This is a genomic window from Cryobacterium psychrotolerans, assembly GCF_900101115.1.
GTDB lineage: Bacteria > Actinomycetota > Actinomycetes > Actinomycetales > Microbacteriaceae > Cryobacterium > Cryobacterium psychrotolerans.
Window position 1 is genome coordinate 1 of record NZ_FNFU01000025.1, and the last position, 22367, is coordinate 22367.

General features: G+C 65.6%; 19 protein-coding genes and 1 pseudogene. 15 read left to right on the plus strand and 5 right to left on the minus strand.

Annotated elements, in window-relative coordinates:
• The first annotated feature begins 587 nt into the window (after window positions 1–587).
• The 9 genes from BLQ39_RS14260 (at window position 588) to BLQ39_RS14305 (ending at window position 10587) form a co-directional block, all read left to right on the plus strand.
• On the plus strand, window positions 588–971 hold the full coding sequence (locus BLQ39_RS14260) for a helix-turn-helix domain-containing protein (RefSeq protein ID WP_198417093.1): 384 nt from the start codon (window positions 588–590) through the stop codon (window positions 969–971).
• 218 nt (window positions 972–1189) lie between these two features.
• The gene (locus BLQ39_RS14265) at window positions 1190–1573 is read left to right on the plus strand and encodes a hypothetical protein (protein ID WP_092325026.1); all 384 of its coding nucleotides are present in this window, start codon (window positions 1190–1192) and stop codon (window positions 1571–1573) included.
• Window positions 1574–1605: 32 nt separating this feature from the next.
• Complete coding sequence (locus tag BLQ39_RS14270; protein ID WP_134574578.1) at window positions 1606–2361, plus strand: hypothetical protein; 756 nt, start codon at window positions 1606–1608, stop codon at window positions 2359–2361.
• Window positions 2362–2751: 390 nt separating this feature from the next.
• Window positions 2752–4080, plus strand: a complete 1329-nt coding sequence (locus tag BLQ39_RS14275; protein WP_092324982.1) for a P-loop ATPase, Sll1717 family — start codon at window positions 2752–2754, stop codon at window positions 4078–4080.
• A gap of 324 nt (window positions 4081–4404) precedes the next feature.
• On the plus strand, window positions 4405–5715 hold the full coding sequence (locus tag BLQ39_RS15690) for an IS701 family transposase (protein WP_134574577.1): 1311 nt from the start codon (window positions 4405–4407) through the stop codon (window positions 5713–5715).
• 186 nt (window positions 5716–5901) lie between these two features.
• Complete coding sequence (locus tag BLQ39_RS14290; RefSeq protein ID WP_092324984.1) at window positions 5902–8328, plus strand: response regulator; 2427 nt, start codon at window positions 5902–5904, stop codon at window positions 8326–8328.
• Window positions 8325–9923: an ATP-binding protein gene (locus BLQ39_RS14295; protein WP_166784359.1), complete on the plus strand. Its 1599-nt coding sequence runs from the start codon at window positions 8325–8327 to the stop codon at window positions 9921–9923. The genes BLQ39_RS14290 and BLQ39_RS14295 overlap by 4 nt, the downstream gene beginning before the upstream one ends.
• Window positions 9920–10297, plus strand: a complete 378-nt coding sequence (locus tag BLQ39_RS14300) for a response regulator (RefSeq protein WP_092324988.1) — start codon at window positions 9920–9922, stop codon at window positions 10295–10297. Before BLQ39_RS14295 ends, BLQ39_RS14300 begins: the two co-directional genes overlap by 4 nt.
• Entirely contained in the window at window positions 10294–10587 is a 294-nt protein-coding gene (locus BLQ39_RS14305) for a hypothetical protein (protein ID WP_134475680.1), read from the plus strand. The genes BLQ39_RS14300 and BLQ39_RS14305 overlap by 4 nt, the downstream gene beginning before the upstream one ends.
• 185 nt (window positions 10588–10772) lie before the next feature.
• Here BLQ39_RS14305 and BLQ39_RS14310 read toward each other — a convergent pair whose 3' ends face one another.
• Together BLQ39_RS14310 and BLQ39_RS14320 are read right to left on the minus strand one after the other, a co-directional pair.
• Window positions 10773–11189 (minus strand): MarR family winged helix-turn-helix transcriptional regulator, encoded by a 417-nt coding sequence (locus BLQ39_RS14310; protein WP_134574576.1) that lies wholly within the window; start codon window positions 11187–11189, stop codon window positions 10773–10775.
• 617 nt (window positions 11190–11806) lie between these two features.
• Window positions 11807–12772: a DMT family transporter gene (locus BLQ39_RS14320; protein ID WP_241982787.1), complete on the minus strand. Its 966-nt coding sequence runs from the start codon at window positions 12770–12772 to the stop codon at window positions 11807–11809.
• 28 nt (window positions 12773–12800) lie between these two features.
• On the opposite strand from BLQ39_RS14320, the gene BLQ39_RS14325 reads away from it, so the two are divergent.
• Window positions 12801–14210, plus strand: a complete 1410-nt coding sequence (locus BLQ39_RS14325) for an aminotransferase-like domain-containing protein (RefSeq protein WP_092324998.1) — start codon at window positions 12801–12803, stop codon at window positions 14208–14210.
• Window positions 14211–14429: 219 nt separating this feature from the next.
• Here BLQ39_RS14325 and BLQ39_RS14330 read toward each other — a convergent pair whose 3' ends face one another.
• The gene (locus BLQ39_RS14330; protein ID WP_092325000.1) at window positions 14430–14639 is read right to left on the minus strand and encodes a hypothetical protein; all 210 of its coding nucleotides are present in this window, start codon (window positions 14637–14639) and stop codon (window positions 14430–14432) included.
• Between the two features lie 92 nt (window positions 14640–14731).
• Window positions 14732–16348, minus strand: coding sequence for a PucR family transcriptional regulator (locus BLQ39_RS14335; RefSeq protein ID WP_092325002.1), 1617 nt, complete (start codon window positions 16346–16348; stop codon window positions 14732–14734).
• A gap of 101 nt (window positions 16349–16449) precedes the next feature.
• Between BLQ39_RS14335 and BLQ39_RS14340 the strand changes: the two genes are divergently transcribed.
• From BLQ39_RS14340 to BLQ39_RS14360, 5 genes are read left to right on the plus strand one after another with little or no spacing between them, the layout of a single operon-like run.
• Entirely contained in the window at window positions 16450–17316 is an 867-nt protein-coding gene (locus tag BLQ39_RS14340; RefSeq protein ID WP_092325004.1) for a GNAT family N-acetyltransferase, read from the plus strand.
• Window positions 17313–18422 (plus strand): o-succinylbenzoate synthase, encoded by a 1110-nt coding sequence (menC, locus tag BLQ39_RS14345; RefSeq protein WP_092325006.1) that lies wholly within the window; start codon window positions 17313–17315, stop codon window positions 18420–18422. Before BLQ39_RS14340 ends, menC begins: the two co-directional genes overlap by 4 nt.
• Before the next feature lie 33 nt (window positions 18423–18455).
• Window positions 18456–19388 carry an ABC transporter substrate-binding protein gene (locus BLQ39_RS14350; RefSeq protein WP_092325008.1) on the plus strand — a complete coding sequence of 311 codons (933 nt, stop codon included), beginning with the start codon at window positions 18456–18458 and terminating at the stop codon, window positions 19386–19388.
• A gap of 4 nt (window positions 19389–19392) precedes the next feature.
• Window positions 19393–20367 carry an amino acid ABC transporter permease gene (locus tag BLQ39_RS14355; RefSeq protein WP_241982786.1) on the plus strand — a complete coding sequence of 325 codons (975 nt, stop codon included), beginning with the start codon at window positions 19393–19395 and terminating at the stop codon, window positions 20365–20367.
• 23 nt (window positions 20368–20390) lie between these two features.
• Window positions 20391–21164, plus strand: a complete 774-nt coding sequence (locus tag BLQ39_RS14360; RefSeq protein ID WP_092325030.1) for an amino acid ABC transporter ATP-binding protein — start codon at window positions 20391–20393, stop codon at window positions 21162–21164.
• A 316-nt stretch (window positions 21165–21480) separates the two neighbouring features.
• On the opposite strand, the pseudogene BLQ39_RS14365 reads toward BLQ39_RS14360, so the two are convergent.
• Window positions 21481–22357: pseudogene (locus tag BLQ39_RS14365) on the minus strand (integrase core domain-containing protein).
• Between the last annotated feature and the right edge of the window lie 10 nt (window positions 22358–22367).

The window sequence follows — 22367 nt, forward strand, 5'->3', positions numbered from 1 at the left end:
GGATCCATAGCTACAATCACCACAGACCCCATACCGGCATCGGCGGCAAATCACCCATCGACCGCGTTCACAACGTCAGTGGGAACAACAGCTAGCCCACTGAGGGGATCGATGGACGGGGTGCACGTAGATTCGGACCAGCGTGCCGATCTCATTACCCTCGGGGTCAATCACAAGGGCGTCGCACAGATCGTCGCTCGTAAAGTCGACCACGATTTTCCCTTCTTTGTGGTCCGCAGCGGGGACTTCGTCTGGGCCAGCATTCCTTCCGCTCATGAGGTGCTTTCGCCGGCCAGTGTAGGACACCCGTTCTTTCTCCACCATGGCTCGACACGAAGTTCCCGACGTTGAGCATCGCTCGCGAAACGCATGCCAATGCCAGCAGCACCCGCTGCATCCCAGTGGATCCGTGGAAGTTCGTGCTGTCTTTTGCCCCAGACGGAGCACTTATCAGGGGAGTCCTATTCTGCAAATTCTGCAATAGATGCATTACGACTTGACATAATATATATTATCGGTCATATTGTGTGGGATTTCGAGTGTGATCAAAGTGTCATGCAACGTGGTAAATGGCTAAACTTATGCACATGTCACTACCCCAGCCCGGACTGAGGGCGTACGAAATGTCCATTCGTTCGGACACCACTGAACTTGTCGGCCAGCTGCGCGAGCTCTTGGGCGCCCAGCTGGTTGCCTATCTGGGTTCCGTGACCGAAACCCGCGCCGTACGACAGTGGGCCGATGGCACCCGTAAGCCATCAGCGGAGGCGATTCGCCGGTTGAGGCTCGCGTACCAGGTCGCTGTTCTGCTCAACGAACGGGACCAGCCGCCGGTGGTCCAAGCTTGGTTTCAGGGGATGAATCCCCAGCTCGAAGACACGGCGCCGGCGCGGCTCATCCGTGAGGGCAACCCGGATGAAGTCGGCCCTCGCGTGCTGGCCGCTGCTCGCGCGTTCGCTGCCGTCGGATAGCGGACCCCACTCCGGCCGCAGCCAACTGTTTGGCCACGGATGCTGCTCGCTATGCGTTCAGGCCAGTCGGGAGCGTCGAATTTCAGCGGGGCCGGAATCGTCCGAGAATACGAGATCGAGTCGCGTCCGCCGGGTCAAAACCCAGAATTTGGTGTAATACTGGTGGTATTGAAGTGGTTATGCGGGTTTATCTCGGCCACCGGAGATTGGAGGATCACATGGCTATCACGACGCACGTCACCACCGCCCACACGAGGATGATCAAGCTCGACATTCGGGAGATCACTCGCCGATTGAATGGGGCCCTGGGCGCGACTCTTGTTGCCTCTCTATCCGGGAGCAAAGACGCGAAGCTCCCGTACCGGTGGGCGAAGGCCGATGGTCCCGCGCCGAAGAACGAGGCGATGCGACGCCTTCAGTTCGCCTACGAGCAGTGGACGATGCTGGCCGAGGCTGAAGGTGAGCACGTCGCCCGCGCCTGGTTCATTGGAGCGAACCCGTGGCTCGGATATGACACCCCGGTCACCGCCATTCGTGAAGACCGGTTCAAGGACGTAGCCACAGCGGCTCAGGCCGTCATCGACGATTCCTTCTCCGGCTGATGCAGGTTTGTGCCCGCTCTGGGCTGGAGCTCGTGGATGATCCGATGCCTGGCAACTACCGCATTGCTCGTACTTCGTTCGGGCCACTCGCCCCGGTGCCCCGAGAACTAGAACCTGACGGCTCTCTCGACCCTGCCGGTTGGAGCCGTTTCGATACTGTCGGGCGCACTCTGTACTCCACTGACGACCGGCTCACGTCTTTCATGGAGCTTCTGGCTCCGTACCGTACCGAAATCAACGGCGCCCGTCGCGCCCTGCAGAAAGACGCGGATGCGATGGGTGTCCCGCTCGATGAGTACTGGGCCATGGTCGTCGCCGACTGGGATGAGGCCGGAACGATGCGGGCCAGGTGGCTACCGAAAGTGTGGCGAGATGGCCGGGTTATCTATCGCCTGAACTATCCGCCTGGTTGGTGGGTGGACATTACATCAACCAGGACCCTCGCGGCACTGTCCGCGCACCTCGACAGCGAACTGACTGACCTGGGTGTTACCGGGGGCCTCACCGTCGCCCACGTCACAAGTGACGACCGGGCGATCACCACCTTGATCGCGGGGTGGCTCAGAGACACGGTGACACTTTTTGACGGTACGCAGCCCCTCGGGGTTCGCTTCACCTCCAAGCACGGGCACCCCACCGGCGGAACCGGAACATGCTGGGCGTATTGGATGCGCGCGACCGACGCAGGGTTGGACGAGCCGATCAATATCACCGACGACATCGCCATCGCCGAGCGTGACGCGGACTTGAAAACGGCACAGGAGTTCTGCAAGATTCAGACCCGGTGACCACGGAAAGCAGAAACGCTGAATTTCGCGTGTCGGCAGTTTCGCGCGGGATTTCACCTGTCTCGCTAGTTGAAAGACAGAGCGAGTCTCGCAGGGTGTCCCGTAGGACACATGTGAGCGGGATTTTCTTACGGGCGGGGTAAAGGCGACTCTCCTGGCCAAGCGGGCTGTGCAGGCCAGTCTCCGCGGGGCATATCCGTAGGGGTTAACAGACATCGGAGGCGTGGGAAGTCGGGGGTGTCGCCGCGTCCCTCTAAGGTTTGGACATGGCTATCAAACCGCCTCCGCTACGCACCTTGCATTTTGGTCGCCTCGACGCGAGTGACGAAGCCACCGAGGACCCAGAACTCCTTCTGAACGGCTACCTGGACTAAGGAGTCCGTCTATCAGATGACGACGGGCCTCGCCTGGTACATCTTGGGGCCAAAGGGCGCTGGGAAGTCAGCCGTTTTTGAGCACTTCCGACTCAAGTGGGAAGACAGATTCGACCGGTTCTTTGTCTCCTGGGACCTGCGAGGATTCCCCGTCGCTGATGTCACGCAGATTCAGACAGGACAATCCCATGGATCCTCGCGCACTCAGTCCGCGTGGGAGTTCCTCCTACGTCTGCGAGTGTTCCAAACTCTCTCGAGTGACGAAGGTCTTGACGCGCCCAAGGAATTCACATCCCTCCGCGCTGAACTGGTCAAGAGCGGCCTATTGATAGACGACTGGAAACTAAGCGTTTCCCGGTGGTTAAGCAGCAGTGCCTCGTTCAAGATCTCCCTCGGCTTCTTTGGTTTCGATGTGTCCAACCAACCAGTTGGCCCGCTCGAGGTGTCAGCCGTGCTTAGGACAGCACTTGGTCGTGTTGGCACCAAGAACCGGCACATCATTTCGGTGGACGGATTGGATTCGTTCTTCCTTGAGACGAGTGATGATTGGGCTTCTCTGGCCGGGCTTGTGCATGCAATTGAGTCAGTCAATCGTTTCCTCGGAAAGATTGGACTGCCTGTAACCGTCGTTGCGGCAATACGGACAGAAGCGTTCGAAGCCCTCGAAAGCACCGACTCGAACAAGCTCAAATCTCACACGGTGTACTTGGACTGGAGCCCGTCGGGCGTCGGATCAGGCAGTGAGCTCTGGACGCTTGTCGACACGAAGATCCGCGTATCGGAACCAGGCATCAAGAGGTTCACGGACACTTACTTGAGCACGGACATCGGTCAAGGACATTACTCCCGTATCCCCGACTATTTCTTGGCATACACGCGCCTCCTCCCAAGAGATCTGATCGCGATGATGACTCACTTGCAGGCGGTTCATCCAGGCTCGGCACCTGTCAGCGAACATGACGCGGTCACGACGGTCCGGAACTACGCCGAACAATACTTTGTCGGTGAAGTCGCCAACAATCTGGCAGGAATTCTGACAGACCGAGCAGGTCGGCAGCAGAAGACTCGAGTCTTCTTTGAAGCGGTGAAGAGCGTGAAGTTTGCCGAGTTCACTCTTCACGAAATCCAGCAGGAATTGGACGGAGAGTTGGCGGAGGCGGAAACTAAGCAACTGCTCAGGCAGATGTTCGAAATCGGAGCGATCGGAATCCGGACTCGGAACAACAACTACGTTGAGCGGACGGACTTCGTCTATCGCAAGGCGTCACCGGTTGCGTTCAACCCTCGCCGAATCTTTCTCCTGCACAATGCGCTGATCGTCGCTTGGAACAAAGCGAGGGTTTGACCGCAAGCGCGCACGGTTCCCTTTCCTGTGCCGTGTACCGTCGAGTGATGCCAAGCTACGAAAGCTCCGACGGGTCAGCACTCCACTACGATGACGTGCCTAGCACCGGCAACGCCGGCGACACGTGCCCGGTCATCCTCCTTGCCGGAGGAGCGGCCCGCCACCCCAGTTATCTTGGCGACCTGGCTGGCCCTGACCCCGTTGGGTGGACACCTCACAACAGAGAATGTTCACTATGGCAAGATCACGTCGGGAGTTCACTCCTGAGTACAAAGACGAGGCCGTGAGGTTGCGTCCAATAGCGTGGTGTAACCCCCGGCCCTGATGGCCAACCTGCTCACGCGCATGCAGGAATGGGACTACTACCTGGGCATAGCCGGCGTGAAGCGGATGCAGGGCCTGTACCAGGCGACTCTGGTGGCCCAGGGAGCCTTTTCCGTCTACCGCACGGAGAAAATCAAGGACATCGGCGGCTGGCCGGATGCCATCGGTGAGGACATCGTCGTGACTTGGAGACTGCTCGAACAGGGCGGCCGGGTGATCTTCGAGCCGACCGCGGTTGCGTTTACTGTTGTCCCGACGAACGTCGTGCATTTCATGCGCCAGCGGGCCCGGTGGGCACGTGGCATGTTCGAAGGCATCCGTGCGGTGCCCCCGTGGCGCCAGCGCAGGACGCTGGCCGCGCTGATCACAGACATCGATTTCCTAATTCCGCTGCTGGACGTCGGGTATGTGCTCATCTGGCTGCCCGGCCTGATTCTCTTCCTGTTCGGTATCCCGGCCATCGTGTCCGCGTGGGCCCTGACTGTCGTCCCCATCACTCCGATCTGCACGAGTACTGCCGAAGCTATGACGCGGCAATCAGCGCTTCGGAAAGCACTCGAGGATCGGGGTGTGTTCTACGTCCTAGCGGTGCCGATGAATCAGCGTGTCATCGCCAAGACAACGGGGAGTGTCCCGGGCGGCGAATGGCGGGCCGACGAACTGATCGCCTCTCTGCCCGCGACCGCGTGGCGGACTCGCTCCGCCGGTAACGGCTCGAAAGGTGATCGCCGCTACGGCTGGGCCAGGGCACGTATCAACGGTGCACGCGACCCCGACGCCGAGTACTGGCTCCTGGCCAGGCGCAGCCTCGCCGACCCGACCGAGATCGCCTACTACCTGACCCACGGACCCAAACGTGTTGCCCTTGCCGAGCTTGCCCGGGCCGCCGGAGCCCGCTGGGCCATCGAGGAGAGCTTCCAGACCAGCAAAGGCCAAACCGGACTGGATCATTACCAGGTGCGGCAATACACCGGCTGGTATCGGCATATCACCCTCTCGATGCTCGCGCACGCGTTCCTGACCGTGACCCGGTCAAAAAAGGGGGCCACATCCAGACGACAGCGACCTCATCGCCCTGAGCCTGCCCGAAATCAGGCACCTCCTCGTCTGCCTGGTCTTCAGCGAGCCGCCGGACCCCGAACGCGTCCTGAGCCGCTCACGCTGGCGACGCCGACATCAACAAACCGCGAAACGACATCACTATCGAACCCGCGGACACGCCCCATAAACGCGACTGTAGTACTAGGCCAGATCGACATGCGGAGGCACCGCAACGATCAGGCCCGCGCCCACGAGGCCTACTGGGAATAACACCGTAGCGGCCCGGGCACTCCGCCCGGGCCGCCGCTACCACCTCGTCAGAACCGCGCTACCAACTACGTGGACTGGCGCTACCATCAAGCGCTACTCGCCATGTAGAGTTCAACAGGCACCACGCAGTCGCTCCAGCCCTGCGCCGGAAGGCCGTAGGGGGAGTTATTGACCGGGAGTAACCCGATGACGGGTAGGGCAGTAGCCGACGACCGGGGCGCGGTGCTCGTCGTCGATGACGACGAGATGATCGTGGGCCTGGTCGCGCAAGGGCTCCTCGCAGCCGGCTACCGCGTCACGACGGCCTCCAGCGGCGCCGAGGCGCTGGAGAGACTGGCCGAGGCGGTCCCGGACGTCGTCGTCTCCGACGTCAACATGCCGGACATGGACGGCTTCACCCTCGTGCAGCGACTGCGCGAGGACTCCCGGCTGCGTTCCCTGCCCCTGTTGTTCCTCACCAGCCGCGCGGAGGCCGCGGACGTGGTGTCCGGCATGCGTCTCGGCGCGGACGACTACATCACCAAGCCCTTCGACCTGCCGGTCCTGGTCGCTCGCGTGGACGCCAAGCGGCTACGGCCGCCGTTGCCTGCTGACCGACTGCAGACTGACCGCCGCACGGGGCTGGCCTCGTCCGCGACGTTCATGGACGAGCTCGACCGGGAGCGCGAGCGGGCGCTGCGCAGTGGCCGCTCGGGGCACTTGGCACTGCTCGGGTTGAACGAGTCCGGGAGCATCCGTGCGCGCTTCGGGGAGCGCGGGGTCGACGAGGTGTTGCGGCAGGTCGCCGATGTGCTCGGCGCCGTGGTCACGCCGCTGGAGACGGCCGGCCGTACCCCCGATGGCGGCTTCGGGCTGCTGCTGCCGGAGACGTCGTCGGACGACGTGCGCGACCTGCTGCAGGGACTCTCCGAACGCCTCGCCGGCCGCCGCCTGGACATCGAGGGCTCTAAGGTCAGCGTTACCCCGCTCGTCGGATACGTCCCGCTCGACGCCGTCCAGTCGGCCAAGCAGGCGGTCGAGCAGGCCGGCGCGGCGCTCGAGCACGCGCAGATGCACCTCGATCTGCGGCCGATCGCGTACCGTCCCGAGATGCTCGCCGAGGCCGCGGCACCGCGCCAGCCTCGGCCGCTTCTCGAGCGGCTGCGCACGCCGTTCCAGGTCGCGCTGACGTTCGTCATAGGCATTGTGCTGCCGTACTTCGTCTACCTGTTGGCTGACCGCGCGGGTTTCGACATCACACCGTTCGCCTACCTCGTCGTCGTCTTCTCGCTGCTGGTGACAGGGATCGCGATCTGGGTCGAAGGACTGCTCGCCCTGAACCCGGCGCAGCCGCCTCCCGCACCAGAGGAGCAGGACGGCGGTCCGGCGTACCCGCCTGCGAGTGCCGTCATCGCGGCGTACCTGCCGAATGAGGCCGCCACCGTCCTGGAGACCGTCGAGGCCTTCCTGAGGGTGAACTACCCCGGCGACCTGCAGGTCGTGCTTGCCTACAACTCGCCCGTCCCGCTCCCGGTAGAGCGCGTCCTCGGCGAGCTCGCGCAGCGCGAGACGCGCTTCACTCTGCTCAAGGTGGAGGGGAGCACGTCCAAGGCGCAGAACGTCAACGCCGCCCTGCAGATCGTCACTGGTGAGTTCACTGGTGTCTTCGATGCCGACCACCTGCCCGCGGCAGACAGCTTCGTGCGCGCCTACCGCTGGATGGCCGATGGGTACGACGTCGTGCAGGGCCACCCGGTGGTACGAAACGGCGACGCCTCCTGGGTGGCGCGCACCGTAGCGGTCGAGTTCGAGATGATCTACGCAGTCAGCCACCCCGGCCGGGCGAAGCTGCACCAGTTCGGCATCTTCGGCGGGTCAAACGGCTACTGGCGCACGCAGCTGCTGCGCGAGACGCGCTTCCGCGGCTCGATGCTCACCGAGGACATCGACTCTGCCCTGCGGGTCGTCGAAGCCGGCTACCGGATCGGCTCCGACCCGTACCTCATCAGCCGCGAGTTGGCGCCGACGACGCTGCAGGCACTGTGGGACCAGCGGATGCGCTGGGCGCAAGGGTGGTTCCAGGTGTCCCTGGGCCACCTCTTCGGGGCGCTGCGCAACCCCGGGCTCACGCCCAGACAGCGGTTCGGTTTCTTCTTCCTGCTGGGCTGGCGCGAGGTCTACCCCTGGCTGAGCGTCCAAATGTTCCCGCTCATCGCCTTCTACGCCCATCGCGCCGGCGGGCCGCAGCACCTCGACTGGTTCGTCCCGGTGTTCGTCCTCACGACCATCTTCACGCTCAGCGTCGGGCCGTGGCAGACGTTGTTCGCGTATCGCCAGGCCGATCCGGAGATCCGCGCCCGCACGGCGTGGTTCTGGCTGTACCTCGTGGTTGCCTCGGTCTTCTACACCGAGTACAAGAACGTCATCGCACGCGTCGCGCAGGTGAAGCAAGCCATGCGCGAGAAGGCCTGGAAGGTGACGCCCCGGGCCGCCGGGACAGGGGGGGCGCCGGAGGGCGGACTCACCGCGCAGGCTGTCGGTCCAGCGGCCAACGACCCCGAGCACCCGGCGGACGAGCCGCTGGTCCCGCCGCCGCTGCCCCACCACACGACTTCCCCAAGCCGTACGTCGTGACCACCTCACGCGAGCACACCCGCGTCAAGGCGCTGCGGGCGCTAGGGCTGCTCGACCAGCCGGGCCAGGAGCGCTTCCGCCGGATCGTGGATCGTGCGAAGCATCTGCTGGACGTGCCGGTGGTCTACATCAATCTCGTCGACGAGACGCGGCTGTGGGTCGTGGCCTGCACCGGACAGACCGACCCCGCGCTGGATCACGACGCGTCGTTCTGCCACTTCGTCGTCGTCGACGACGCCCCGGTGCTCGTCGGCGACGCATCCACGGACCCGCGATTCTGTGACAATCCGCTCGTCGTCGGCCCTCCCCGCCTGCGCGCCTACGCCGGCTACCCGCTGCGCTGGGACGGGCAGGCGGTGGGAACGCTATGCGCCTTCGACGTCGTGCCGCGCACGTGGAGCCGCGCGGACCTGGAAGTCCTGGCCGACATGTCCGCCTGGGCCGAGCTCGAGCTCGGCGCCGAGGAGGTGCAGCGCCGGCTGGCTGCCGCTGAGCTGGCACAGCGGCTCACAGACTCCGTACTGCGTTCGGCGGGCGACGGGATCTGCGCGACGGACGGGGAGGGCCGGCTGGCGCTCGTCAACCCGGCGGCGTGCGACCTGCTCGCGGCACCGGCCGAAAAACTGCTTGGCCAGCCGCTGCACGAGTTGCTGCACCCCCAGGACAGCTCGTGCTACGACGACGACTGTGCGCTCGGCGCGGCGCTGCGCGACGAGCAGGTGCTCGTCGGCGTGGACGACGCCTTCCGTCGGCAGGACGGTGAGGTCTTCCTGGTGCAGCTTTCGTTTGCGCCGTTGCGGCAGGACGACCGGACAGCCGGCGCAGTGCTGGTCTTCCAAGACGTCAGCCAGCGGCGGGAGGTGGAGCGGCTCAAGGACGAGTTCGTCTCGGTGGTGAGCCATGAGCTGCGCACCCCGCTGACCTCGATGCGCGGCTCGCTCGGCCTCCTCGCTGCCGGGGTCGTCGCCGAACTGCCGCCCGAGGCGCAGTCGCTTGTCGACATCGCCCTCACCAACACCGACCGCCTCAGTCGGCTCGTGGCCGACATCCTCGATCTCGAGCGCCTGTCCGCGGGGCACATGCACGTCGTGCGCCGTCCTCACCGGCTGAACGACCTGGTCGCGCTGGCGCTCGCAGCCGTAGAAGGGATGGCCGCTCAGGCCGGCGTTCGACTGGAGCAGGAGACCTCCGACGACATCTGCTGGGGCGATGCCGACCGACTCGCCCAGGTGCTCGTCAACCTCCTGGGCAACGCCGTCCGCTTCAGCCACTCCGGCAGCGCGGTCCGCGTCACCGCCCGGATGCGAGAGGGTGAGATCCGCTTCGAGGTGTGCGACAAGGGCCGTGGCATCCCGCCCGACCTGGTCGAGCAGATCTTCGAGCGCTTCGTGCAGGTCGACGTGAGCGACGCCCGCGAGAAGCAGGGCAGCGGCCTCGGGCTCGCCATCTGCCAAAGCATCGTGCATGCGCACGGCGGCCGCATCGACGTCGACAGCATCCTCGGGCATGGCTCCACGTTCACGGTCGTGCTGCCGCAGCGCAGGCCGCGGAACGGGCCGTGGCCCGGCCCCCTCCGGCGCAAGGAGGAGACGTGACGCGCTGCGTGCTCGTCGTCGACGACGAGCCGGACATCCGCGCAGTCGCCCGACTCAGCCTTGAGCGAGTCGGTGGCCTGCGGGTGATCGAGGCGTCCTCCGGTATGGAGGCGCTGGATATAGTTGCCGCCTCCCAGCCGGACGCGGTCCTTCTCGACGTGATGATGCCCCGCGTCGACGGCCCGACAACGTATGCGCTGCTGCAGGCCGACCCGCGCACCCGCGACATCCCGGTACTCCTGCTCACGGCCCGGGCCGATGCCACCGAGCGAGAGCGGTGGCTAGCCGAGGGCGTGCGTGGCGTGCTGGCGAAGCCCTTCGACCCGATGGAGCTGCCGCGTCTGGTGTCCGAGTCGCTGGGATGGGGACCGTGACCGACGCGGTCGACGGTTTCCTCGCCGAGATGTGGGAGCGGTACGGGTACCTCGCCGACCAGCGCGTCGCGGCACTCGAGCGGTACGTTGAGGCCGGAGGTGGAGACCGCTCGGGCGATGTGCTGGCCGACGAGGCCGAGTCCGCCGCGCACAAGCTCGTCGGCGCGTTGGGCAGCTACCGCCGGCCCGGATCGGAGCAGGCCGCGGTTGTCGAGCGGCTGGTGCAGTCGCGCGCTCCGCTCGACGAGGTGGCTGCGGCCGTGCGCGAGCTACGCCGGCTCGTCGGCTGAGGCCCAGCGTCGGCGCAGCCTCAACGGCGGCTCCTGAGCCGGTTCATGACCCCAATGCCAGGGCCAACGGCGTCGGCCAGCCATTCCCAAACGCCACTCCCCCGAGACTCCGGAACTTCGGCGAATTGTAGCCAACCTACGTCCGTGGACGTCCCGCTGACGAACCGTTGCTTAGGTGCTGGCGATCACAGCGCTTCGGTGAATCGGGCGAGCAGCCGGATGAGGTGGATGTAGTCGTCAGGCGGGAGAGCATTCTGAACTTGCCGCCGGACTCGATCGACGACGGGCGTGAGGTCCGTCTGCGTCTGCGCACCGTCAGAAGTTAGCCGCAGGAGCCCGTCCTCTTCATGAACCCAACCGTGCCGTTCAAGTTCTGCCACGACGCCGTGGATCGTGTCGGGTGAGTCGAAGGACTTGAGCACGGTTTCCAGGTCCGTCAGACTGGCCGGCCGTTTGGACAGCGAGCTAAGCACCTGCCATCCCCGCCGGCTCACGTCGGAGTGCGCAAGCGCACGGTCAAAGGCGGCGTTCAGTCGGCCGTCCGCTTCCTTGAGCCACCAACCCACTGGACGTCCCAAAAGCTGTTCATCGGTCATTGGCATGGTCATCCCCTAATCTGCTATCGCGAGTACCTCGCAACGGACATGGCCCCCTTCAAAGCGTAATTGGGCACCCAATTGTCGTTGGCTGGCTGCTATCGGGCGCTTGGATCCAGCCCAACGAGGCTGACAAGTCCGCGGCTCGGCGTGCCCCCGACTTCGACGTAGACCACGTAGTCCCGTCCGCTCGCGTTGGCGTCGGCCCACTCAATAATCTGGTGGACAGAATCGGCACCGTCTAGTCGCCACTCGTCAGAAGCGCCGGCTGTGCCGAAGAAGTACACGCGGTAGATTGGCCGGTCAACGGACCAACTCGAGTCTCGTGGGTCAACAGCCAACGCGACGATGCTCACTCTCATCCTTCCTTGGCGACACTGCTTGGAATTCAGTATGGAATTCTGCCGCGCGGCATCACCACGATCAGGAGCGTTGCGATCGGTCCGAGGGCCAGAGACAGCAACCACCAGATCAGTCGACCGCGTCCTTCGGCTCAGCAAGGCCCGCGTTTACGAGCGTCAGCGCGAACCACCATCCACCAATCGTTGCTTGATTGCCAATGTCCATGGCCTCATGATCGCAGACACTCAGCCACGGAGAATCAGAAGCGCTGAGGGTTCCCCTTACGGGAGGTTGGTGCTGGGCATCGCTTCGACTGGTGATGATTGAACCGCACGGTCCTCGGCGGAGCGTGTGAGCCTGACGCGACCCCGGCGTGTTCGAACGGCGATGCCGGCGCAGAGGATGACCGCGATGCCGCCGATGATGGTCTGCCAGGTGAGCTCTTCGCGGAGGATGAGTGCGGCCCAGAGGATGCTGAGGACAGGTTGGGTGAGTTGCACCTGGCTAACCTGGGCCATGGGCCCGATAGCGAGTCCGCGATACCAGGCGAAAAATCCCAGGAACATGCTCACCACTCCAAGGTAGGCAAACGCCGCCCATTGGGTGAGCGTGCCGGTAGGTGGCTGGTCGACGATAGCAATTGTCATCAGGGCGACCATGAGGGGCGCGGCCAGAACGAGGGCCCACGATACGGTTTGCCAGGATCCGATCTCGCGCGCGAGCAGGCCTCCTTCGGCGTAGCCGATGGCGGCGGCCGCGACGGCACCGAATAGGAGCAGGTCTGACCATTGCAAGCGGATGCCTCCGCCGCCCTGCAGGGATGCGAAAGCCACGGCCACCAGCGCCCCGAGTGCGGCCGTGATCCAGAACGGCAGTAGTGGTCGCTCTTTTCCCCGGATTACAGCCATGACGGCCGTCGCCGCCGGGAGGAACGCAATGACCACGGCGCCGTGGCTGGCCGACGCCGTGGTGAGGGCGAATGAGGTGAGGAGGGGGAACCCGACGACGACGCCGCCCGCGACGACGGCAAGGCGAAGCCACTGGTTGCCGCGAGGAAGGTGTTGCCGGGTGATGATCAGGGCGGCCGTGGCAAGCACGGCAGCGATGACAGCGCGACCGGAGCCGATGAACAGCGGGGACATGCTCTCGACGGCCACGCGGGTGAAGGGAACGGTGAAGGAAAACGCGGCGACGCCGAGCAGCCCCCAGGCGAGGCCGGCCCGGGACGGTGATAGCGGTGCGGGCATCCGCTTGATAGCGCTATTATGATCTGACATGGATAACGATAGCAGTTTTCGGATCGTGGCCGCACTTCGCGAGTGGATCGCTGGCCGCGCGCCGGGCGCCCGGCTGCCCACCAGCCGGATGCTCGTCGCCGAGTACGGGGCGAGCCCGGTTACGGTGCAGAAAGCCCTGCGCACTCTCGCGGCGCAGGGCCTGATCGAAACCCGGCCCGGCGCCGGCACGTTCGTTCGCGCGGTGCATACCGCTCGTCCGCTCGACTTCAGCTGGCAGACCGCGGCTATGCGTTCCCCGAACAGTCACCTTGGCGGGTTAAGCCCCGCGCTACGTGCCGCTGCGCAGGGAAGCATCGCTCTGCATTCCGGGTATCCCGACCGAGAGCTGTTGCCGGAGCGGTTGGTCCGGTCAGCGTTGGCTCGCGCGGCCCGAAGCGAGGCGGCGCTGACGCGTTCACCCGTCGCGGGCCTTCCGGAGCTGCAGTCCTGGTTTGCTCAAGAGCTTGGCTCCGCGACACCGGTCGGCGTCACTCCGCCCCTATCCAGCGATGTCATCGTGCTGCCCGGAAGTCAAAGTGGCCTGGCCACGATCTTCCGTGCCCTGGTCACCGCTGGAGCGCCTCTTCTGATGGAATCGCCCACGTACTGGGGCGCGATCCAGGCTGCGGCTCAAGCCGGGGTCGACGTAGTCCCGGTTCCATCGGGACCCGAGGGGCCCGATCCCGACGAGCTCGCTCGGGCGTTCCAGGAAACTGGTTCGCGCGTCTTCTATGCGCAGCCCACCTATGCGAACCCGACTGGCGCACAGTGGTCAGAGTCCACCACGACGCAAATCCTCGACGTCGTTCGGGCGCACGGCGCCTTCTTGGTCGAGGACGATTGGGCCCATGACTTCGGCATCGATACCGATCCGCATCCTGTCGCCGGGCGCGATGACGCCGGCCATGTCGTCTATGTGCGATCCCTCACGAAGAGCGTCTCGCCGTCCCTTCGCGTGGCGGCAATTATTGCCCGCGGTCCCGCCAAGGAACGCATTCTCGCCGACCGCAGCGCCGAATCGATGTACGTCAGCGGACTCCTTCAAGCCGCAGTACTCGACGTCGTCACCCAGCCCGGTTGGCAGACCCACCTCCGCAACCTTCTCCCGCAACTGCGGGCCCGGCGAGATCTGTTACTGACGAGTCTGCGCGAGCATGCACCCGACGCCCACATAACCACGGTTCCGGCTGGTGGTCTCAATTTGTGGGCGCGCCTGCCGGATGGGACAAACCTCGAGCGGCTGGTCGCAGACTGCGAAGCCGCCGGGGTCCTGATCGCTGCCGGCTCGAGTTGGTTCCCGGCCGAAGCCACCGGCCCCTTCATCAGGCTCAACTACTCCGGGCCGAACCCGGGGGCATTTCCCGACGGAGCCCGCATCATCGGCCAAGCACTTTTGTCCAACCGCTGACGGTGCCCGCGGCCCGCGAGCGTTGTCAGCTCGAGCGCACCGCGCATAGTTGGTGCCACCGCGGGACTGCTATCTCAGCTGTCCCGTAGGGGGTTCCACGAATAACCTGGGTCATATAACTCAGTGTCCCACTTAGCGCTCGACTACCCATAGATGAATCCGACTTCGCTGGCAATCCCTTTCATGTCGGGGAAGCGCGCACTAGTCTCGTTGGAATGATTACTCAGACTTGTCCGGAATGCGGTTCTGGTGCTGTGGAGTTCGGAGCGTACTTGTCACACCCCGACCTTGGGCCGCTGGAATGGACGGACAAGTGTAGTTGAAGAAGTTGCTGGTGACGAAGGTGGCGAAGCCGAGCACGTAGTCGAAGTCGCCGATGAGGGCCGTAATCAGGATCAGGGCCAGCAGGATGCGGGCGACACCGAACATCTTGCGTACCTCGAAGACCCTTCGGCTGAGACCGACGTTCGCTGTCGCATGCTGCCACGCTACGCCCCTCGGGTGTCGGTCGGGGCCAGGACTCAGTCGAATTCCGCCACCCGCAGGCTGAGCCAGAGGGTGAGCGTGTCGTCCGGACTGGCCAGGTCGATGCCGAACAGTTCGGTGGCCCGTCGCAGCCGGTACCGCAGCGTGTTCTGGTGGACGGACAGGCGGGCTGCGGCCTGGGCTGAGTCCCGAGCGCAGTCCAGGTAGGTGCGCAGCGTGTTCGCGTAGTCGGTGCCCGAACGGGAATCGAGATCCAGGACCTGCCGCGCCTGGGGGGACACCAACCGGGGAGAGTCCCGAAGAACCCGGCCGAGTTCGAGGAGGGTGACCCGGCTCCGGACGTCGTGGACGCTCGCCACGGACGTGGAGGTGGACCTCGGCTCGGCGGCGAGCAGCAGGAGAACCAAGTCCGCGTCGTGCCGGGAGCGGCTGATCGCTCCGACGCTTGTCACCGGGGAGCCGATGGCTGCGCGGACGATGGCCCGCAGGGCGGCGGCACGGGAGACCAGTCGGCGGGCCATCGATTCCACGCCCCCGGGAAAGGTGGCCGCGGTGCCGGTGAAGAGCACGTACACGGTGTCACCGATGGCCACGCACTCCGCTCCGTGCTGGTGCGCCGCGGAATGGAGCGCGATCAGATCGACCAGCCGAACCATCCTCACCTCGTCCCCGCCGTCGGATGCGAATTCCAGCTGGAAGGCCACGACGACAAAGGGACCGGCCTGGTCGAGGCCGAGTTGCCCGAAGACGAGACTCGAGTCCTCGCCACCCTCGAGGAGGCGCCGGAGGAGTTCGGCGCGTTGCTGCCGGGCCAGGTCTGCCGCGCTGCGGGCGCGGAGCAGGTGCAGGGCCGCGATATCGGCCGCGCGCTCCAACGCGCGCTCGGCATCCGAATCGAGTTGCCCGCCGGCGTCGACAACCCAGATCGAGCCGAGCGCCTGGCTTCCCGCCCGCACGGCAACGGCGAGGCGGGGCAGCGCCGGCGGCACCCCGTCGATCCGCACGGCACCGCCCGAGCGGAAAATGGACGCGTACTGCTCGGCGTTTTCCGGCAGGTCGGGAACCTGGCGGCCGAGGATGCCCTCCTGGCGGTCCCTGTCGATCGGCTGGCCGGGGAGGGTGGAATAGGCGAGCACCCGTTCCTGGAGGTCTTCGATGGCGGTCGCGCCGCCGGTCATCGCGGCGATCGCATTCGCCAGGGCGAACAGGTCGCCGACCGGGGCGGCGGACAAGGAGGTGTCGGCCTCGGCCACCGTGGTGAGCGCGGAGGTGATCAGCGCGTCCAGTTGCCGCCACTCGATCTCGTCGTCCGTGACGAGCAGGGCGATTCCCTCCGCGTCGGCGACGGCCGCGAGGGTCTCAACGCTGAGCGACAACGCTTTCACCACGACGGCGCCGAACCCCTGCCGCGCGGCATCGCGGACGGCATCGGTCGAGGCGGGAGCGGAGGGGTGCAGACCGATGCCGAGCAGGATCCCGGTGCGGGGACCGGTCGGCGGCGTCCAGGGGTCGAAGAGGGTCGGGCTCGCCAACGGCAGCCGCCGCTGGGTGTGGCGGGAGGCGAGCCGGAGCCCCGAGCCGTCGAGAATCTGCAGCAGCTCCGTGACGGTGAGGCCGGGCGAATCGTGCGGATCGGCTGTGGCTGGCTGCATCCGGCCACGCTAGCGTTCTTTGTGCTATACGACAACATTCCGGCGGTTTGTTCGTGCTGGCGGCTAGAGAGCGGTGAGGCCCCGGGCCCCACACTTAACCCATGCTCCTCACCGCCGAAGCCGACCAGCTTGTCCGCCAGGCCCGGAATGCGGCTGCCCGCGCGGCGACCCTGGCCCGGGTGCAGGTGGTCGACGAGGACGGCATGGAGCGCCTACGCGACATCGCCGGCCTCTTCGTCGCAGTCTGGGGGACGTCCCCGTCCGGGGCGCCGCTGCCCGCCGATTTATTGCGCAGCATCAGCCACGCCGGCTGCAACGTCACCGCGGCATACTCGGAGGGCGGCGTGCTGTGCGGCGCGGCCGTGGCGATCGTCTCGCCGGACAACTCGTCGATGTACTCACTCATTGCGGGGGTCCTGCCCGACGTCGCCGATGTGGGCGTCGGTTTCGCACTGAAACAACACCAGCGGGCCTGGGCAGTTGCCAGGGGTCTGGACACCATGACCTGGACCTTCGACCCGCTGGTCAGCCGCAACGCGAGGTTCAACCTGACCAAGCTCGGCGCCCACGCGGCCGAGTACGTCCAGGATTTCTACGGCCTGATGGATGACGAGCTGAACGCCAACGACGAGAGCGATCGACTCGTGGCGGTGTGGCCCTTGACGACGCCGCAGACCATTGCGTGCAGCGATGGACTCCCGATGACGGTCGAGCTGCCCGCGTTCACGGCCGACGACGTTCGATCGACCGGCCCGGACGGCAACCCGGTTCTCGTCGAAACGGACGGTTCGCTGTGGTGTCGGGTACCGGGCGACATCGTCTCGCTGCGCGGCGTGAACCCTGATGAGGCCACCGCATGGCGCGCCTGCGCGCGAGAGATCTTCCGGGCGGCATTCGCCTCCGGGCACACGGCCCGCGGGGTCACCAGGGCCGGTTGGTACCGGCTCGCACCAGGAGGAGCGCTATGAGAATCGAAAACATCGAACTTCGCCGGGTAACCCTGCCGCTGGTCACACCCTTCCGCACGTCGTTCGGAACCGCTAACGAGCGGGAAACGACCCTCGTGCGGGTGGTCACCGCGAACGCGGAGGGCTGGGCCGAATGCGCCGCCGAACCCGATCCGCTGTACAGCTCCGAGTTCCTCGACGGCGCAGACCTTGTCATCCGCGACCACCTCATCCCTCGGCTGCAGGCGCTCGGCGACCGGCTGACGGCCGAACACGTGGCCACGGCGCTCGCACCTGTCAAGGGGCACCCCATGTCCAAGGCCGTGCTTGAAACGGCGATCCTCGACGCCCAGCTGAAAGAGACGGGCGTCTCCTTCGGCGGCTACCTCGGGGCCGTCCACGAGCTCGTGCCGGCCGGAGTATCCGTCGGCATCATGGATTCGATTGACGAAATGCTCGACGCCGTCGAGGAATACCTCGCCGAGGGGTACCTGCGAATCAAGCTGAAGATCGAACCGGGCTGGGACCTCGTCCCGGTGCGGGCCGTGCGGGAGCGTTTCGGCGACGACATTCTCCTGCAGGTCGACGCGAACACCGCGTACACGCTGGCGGATGCGCGCCACCTCGCTCGGTTGGATCCCTTTGACCTGCTCCTGATGGAGCAGCCGCTGAAGGAGGACGACATCCTCGGCCACGCCGCCCTCGCCCGGCTGATCACCACCCCGATCTGCCTCGACGAGTCGATCGAGTCCGCGCGCGACGCCGCGGCGGCGATATCCCTCGGCGCCTGCAGCATCATCAACGTCAAGCCCGCGCGGGTCGGCGGCTACCTGGAGGCCCGGCGCATCCACGATGTCGCGGCCGCCCACGGAGTGCCGGTCTGGTGCGGAGGTATGCTCGAAACGGGTATCGGCCGGGCCGCGAATGTCGCCCTTGCCGGACTGCCGAACTTCGTTCTGCCGGGCGACACGTCCGCGTCCAGCCGCTACTACGAACAGGACCTGACCGAGCCGTTCGTGCTGGAAAACGGCCACCTCCGGGTGCCGACGGGCCCGGGCATCGGCGTCGACGTGCTGCCGGACGTCCTGGCCGACCTCACCTCGTCCACGACCAACATCACCTTTTAGCCAGCCCCACCCAACCCAGTCTGGAGATCGCGCATGATCAGCACGAAGCACACCGGGCCCTCGTGGCTCATCCTCGCGTCCGTCGGCATCGCGGCTGCGCTCGTGCTGACCGGGTGTTCCGGGGGAGGCACCGCTGCCGCTCCCGACGCTGCGCCCGCTGCCGGCGACATCGACAAGGCAGCCGCCGCGGCGCTCCCGGAGAAGTACACGAAGGCCGGCGTGATCAAGGTCGCATCCGACATCCCCTTCCCGCCGATGGAGATGTTCGACGAGAACCAGAAGCTCACCGGCTTCGACTACGACCTCGCCCAGGCGTTGGGCGGCAAGCTCGGTGTGCGGATGGAGTTCATGACGCAGGCCTTCGACAGCATCATCCCCTCGCTGCAGTCCGGCAAGCACGACGTGATCATGTCCGGGATGAACGACACGGCCGAGCGGCAGCAGACGATCGACTTCGTCGACTACCTCCACGCCGGGTTCTCGATCCTGGTCCCGGCCGGCAACCCGGAGAAGATCACGACGGTCCTCGACCTGTGCGGCCGGGATGTGGCCGTGCAGAAGGCGACCGTGCAGGCCGAAATCCTGCACGGCTACGACGACGAGTGCACGGCAACCGGCGCCGGGCCGATGAAGATCGCCGAACTGCCGCTCGAGACCGACGTGCAGACGGCCGTCCGCTCCGGCAAGGCCATCGCCGACGTCGTCGACTCCGCCGTTGCGGCCTACGCCGCCCAGACCGCCGGCGACGGCGAGATGTTCGAGGTCGTGCGCGATCCGTCGAACCCGGCCGGGTACGACCCGGTGTACACGGGAATCGGCGTGTTGAAGAAGGACTCCGAGCTGAGCCGTGCCCTCCTGCTGGCGCTGGAAGCCGTGATCGCCGACGGATCGTATGAGGAGATCCTGGCCAAGTACTCCATGACCGACTACGCCGTTGACGCGGCCGGAATCAACTTGGGTTCGTGACCTCGTGCAGCACAGCGCCCTGACCTCCAGGGACCCGGTCACCCTGGCCGGGGGCGTCGACCCGGATGACATCGTCGCGGTGCCGCTGCGGCATCCGTGGCGCTGGGTCATCGCGGCGGTTCTCCTGGCGGGCTTCGTCAGCCTCGCCGTGTCGCTGTGGGGGAACCCGAACGTCCATCACCCCACGATCAACGAGTTCATCTTCAGCCCGCGGATCCTCAGCGGGGTGGTGCTCACCCTCGTGCTCACGGTCGTCGCCATGCTGGTCTCCACCGTGCTTGGCGTGCTGCTGGCGGTCATGCGACTCTCCCACAACCCGGTGATGAACGTGCTGGCGTGGCTGTACGTCTGGGTCTTCCGCGGCACCCCGCTGCTGATCCAGATCGTGTTCTGGGGCTACCTGGGGCTGCTGTACTCGCAGATCTCGCTCGGCATCCCATTCACCGACTTCACGGTGTTCTCGGTGGACACGAACACTCTGATCCCGGCGCTCACGGCCGGACTGCTCGCCCTCACGCTCAACCAGGCCGCCTACTCGGCCGAGATCGTGCGCGCGGGGATGCTGTCGGTCGACGAAGGCCAGCACGAGGCGGCGTATTCGGTCGGGATGAGCCCGCTGTTCACCCTGTTCAAGGTCGTGCTCCCGCAGGCCATGCGGGTGATCATCCCGCCGATGGGCAACGAGACCATCTCAATGCTCAAGAACACGTCCCTGCTCTCCGTTATCGCGGTGCTCGAGCTGTACACGGTGGCTACGCAGATCTCGTCCCAGAGCCTCCGCCAGGTCGAGATGCTCGTCGTCGTCAGCTGCTGGTACCTGTTCCTCACCTCGGTGCTGTCGATCCCGCAGTACTACCTCGAGCGGCACTTCGGGCGCGGCAACGCGCGCAGCCTGCCGCTCACACCCATCCAGCGCATCCGGGCGGCAGTGCGCCGGGCCCCGAGTACCCCTGTCAGCGAAAGGTCGGACGCACGGTGATCGACGTGACAAGTACGACGCAGATGGATGTCCGCCCTGAGCCGCTGCTCAGCGCCCGCTCGGTGCGGAAGAGTTACGGTGGTGTCGAGGTGCTCAAGGGCGTCTCGCTCACGGTCGACGCCGGCCAGGTCATGTGCCTGCTCGGCCCCTCCGGCTCCGGCAAGTCCACGTTCCTGCGCTGCATCAACCACTTGGAGCGCATCGACGGTGGCCGGATCTCCGTCAACGGGGAGCTCGTCGGCTATGTGCAGCGGCAGGACCGTATCTTCGAGATGAACCCGCGCGAGGTCGCCAGGCAGCGCCGCGGCATCGGCATGGTCTTCCAGCGCTTCAACCTGTTCCCGCACATGACCGCCCTGGAGAACATCACGGCGGCGCCGATCGGGATACGGAAGGTCGGGAAACAGAAGGCCAGGGACCGCGGGATGGAACTGCTCGACCGAGTCGGGCTGGTCAAACTTGCCCACTCGTATCCGGCCCAGATGTCCGGTGGGCAGCAGCAACGCGTCGCGATCGCGCGCGCTCTGGCGATGGATCCCAAACTGCTTTTGTTCGACGAGCCGACCAGCGCCCTCGACCCCGAGCTCGTTGGCGATGTGCTGGACGTCATGCGAACCCTCGCCGCGGACGGTATGACGATGGTGGTCGTCACCCACGAGGTCGGCTTCGCGCGTGGAGCCGCCGACGTCGTCGTGTTCATGGACGCGGGCGTCGTCGTGGAGGCAGGTCCGCCGTCCAGCGTGCTCGACAATCCGCAGAGTCCGCGCACCAGGGCCTTCCTCGAAAGCGTGATGTAGCCCGGATTCCTCCATCGACGGATCGGTGGGGGTCGACCGTCGCCGCCTCGCGGAGTAGCGTCGGAACAAATCACGGCGGACGCCGGAGGGAGCCGACCAGGCATGTCAGCACTCACGAATTACGGCCGGGCGAGTGCGGCCACGCCCATGGCCATCCAGAAGTTACTCTCATCGCCTTCTCTGAACCTGCAGGTCACCGCACGAACCCCACACGCGACCCGCGTCGGGGTGACCGGGCCCTCGATGAACCTGTTCCTCTACAGCGACGGGCTGATGGGACTGCCCCGAGTTCAGCTGACTCAAGGGGTTAGTGGTTTCAGGCGGCCTTGAGGGCCATGTGTATTGTCTCAAACTCGATCGGGGTGAGCTTACCGAGGCGGCGTTGCCGGCGCTTCCGGTGGTAGGTCCGCTCGATCCAGACGACGATCGTGAGGCGTAGTTCTTCCCGGGTCGCCCACCGCTGCCGATCGAGGACGTTCTTCTGCAGCAGCGCGAAGAACGACTCCATCGCGGCGTTGTCGCCGCACGCGCCGACGCGTCCCATCGACCCATCGCACACCTCCGTGATCAAGGTGTTGCGACGACCAATTGAATTCAACCGGTGCGGTGTTCGGTGATGTCCGTCAGCCAGAGCTGGTTCGGGCGTGTCGCCGTGAATTTCCGCTTGACGTGATCGTCGTGGATGGGAGGGCCGGCCTGGTGGAGCTCGTCGGTGATGAACCGGTAGCCGAACGCGGGGTCGTCCTGGTGCGCGTCCCAGGCGGCGTTGGTGAGGTGCGCGTCGTCCCAGTCGCGTTGGGAGACGGGGTTGCGCTTCTATTGGTAGAACGCTTGCTTAGAGAAGCGCAACACCCGGCAGGTCACCGTGACGGGGATACCGTCGACGGCCATTTCGAGGACCAGCGGGTACATCATTTTGGGTTGACGCCCCGGGACAGGTAGGCGACAGCGCGGCGCATGACCTCGGCTTCCTGCTCGAGGAGCCGGATGCGTTTCTTCGCATCCCGGAGCTCGGCGGATTCCTTCTCGGTCACGCCCGGCTTCACGCCCTCTTCGACGTCGGCCCTCTTCAGCCAGTTCGCTAGGCAGGACTCCGAAATCCCGAAGTCCTTCGCGATCTGGTTCAGCGGGGCTTCGTGCTTCCTGGCCACGGCACCGACGTCGCGGCGGAAGGGTGGGTAGTGCCTGGGCATGGTGACATCC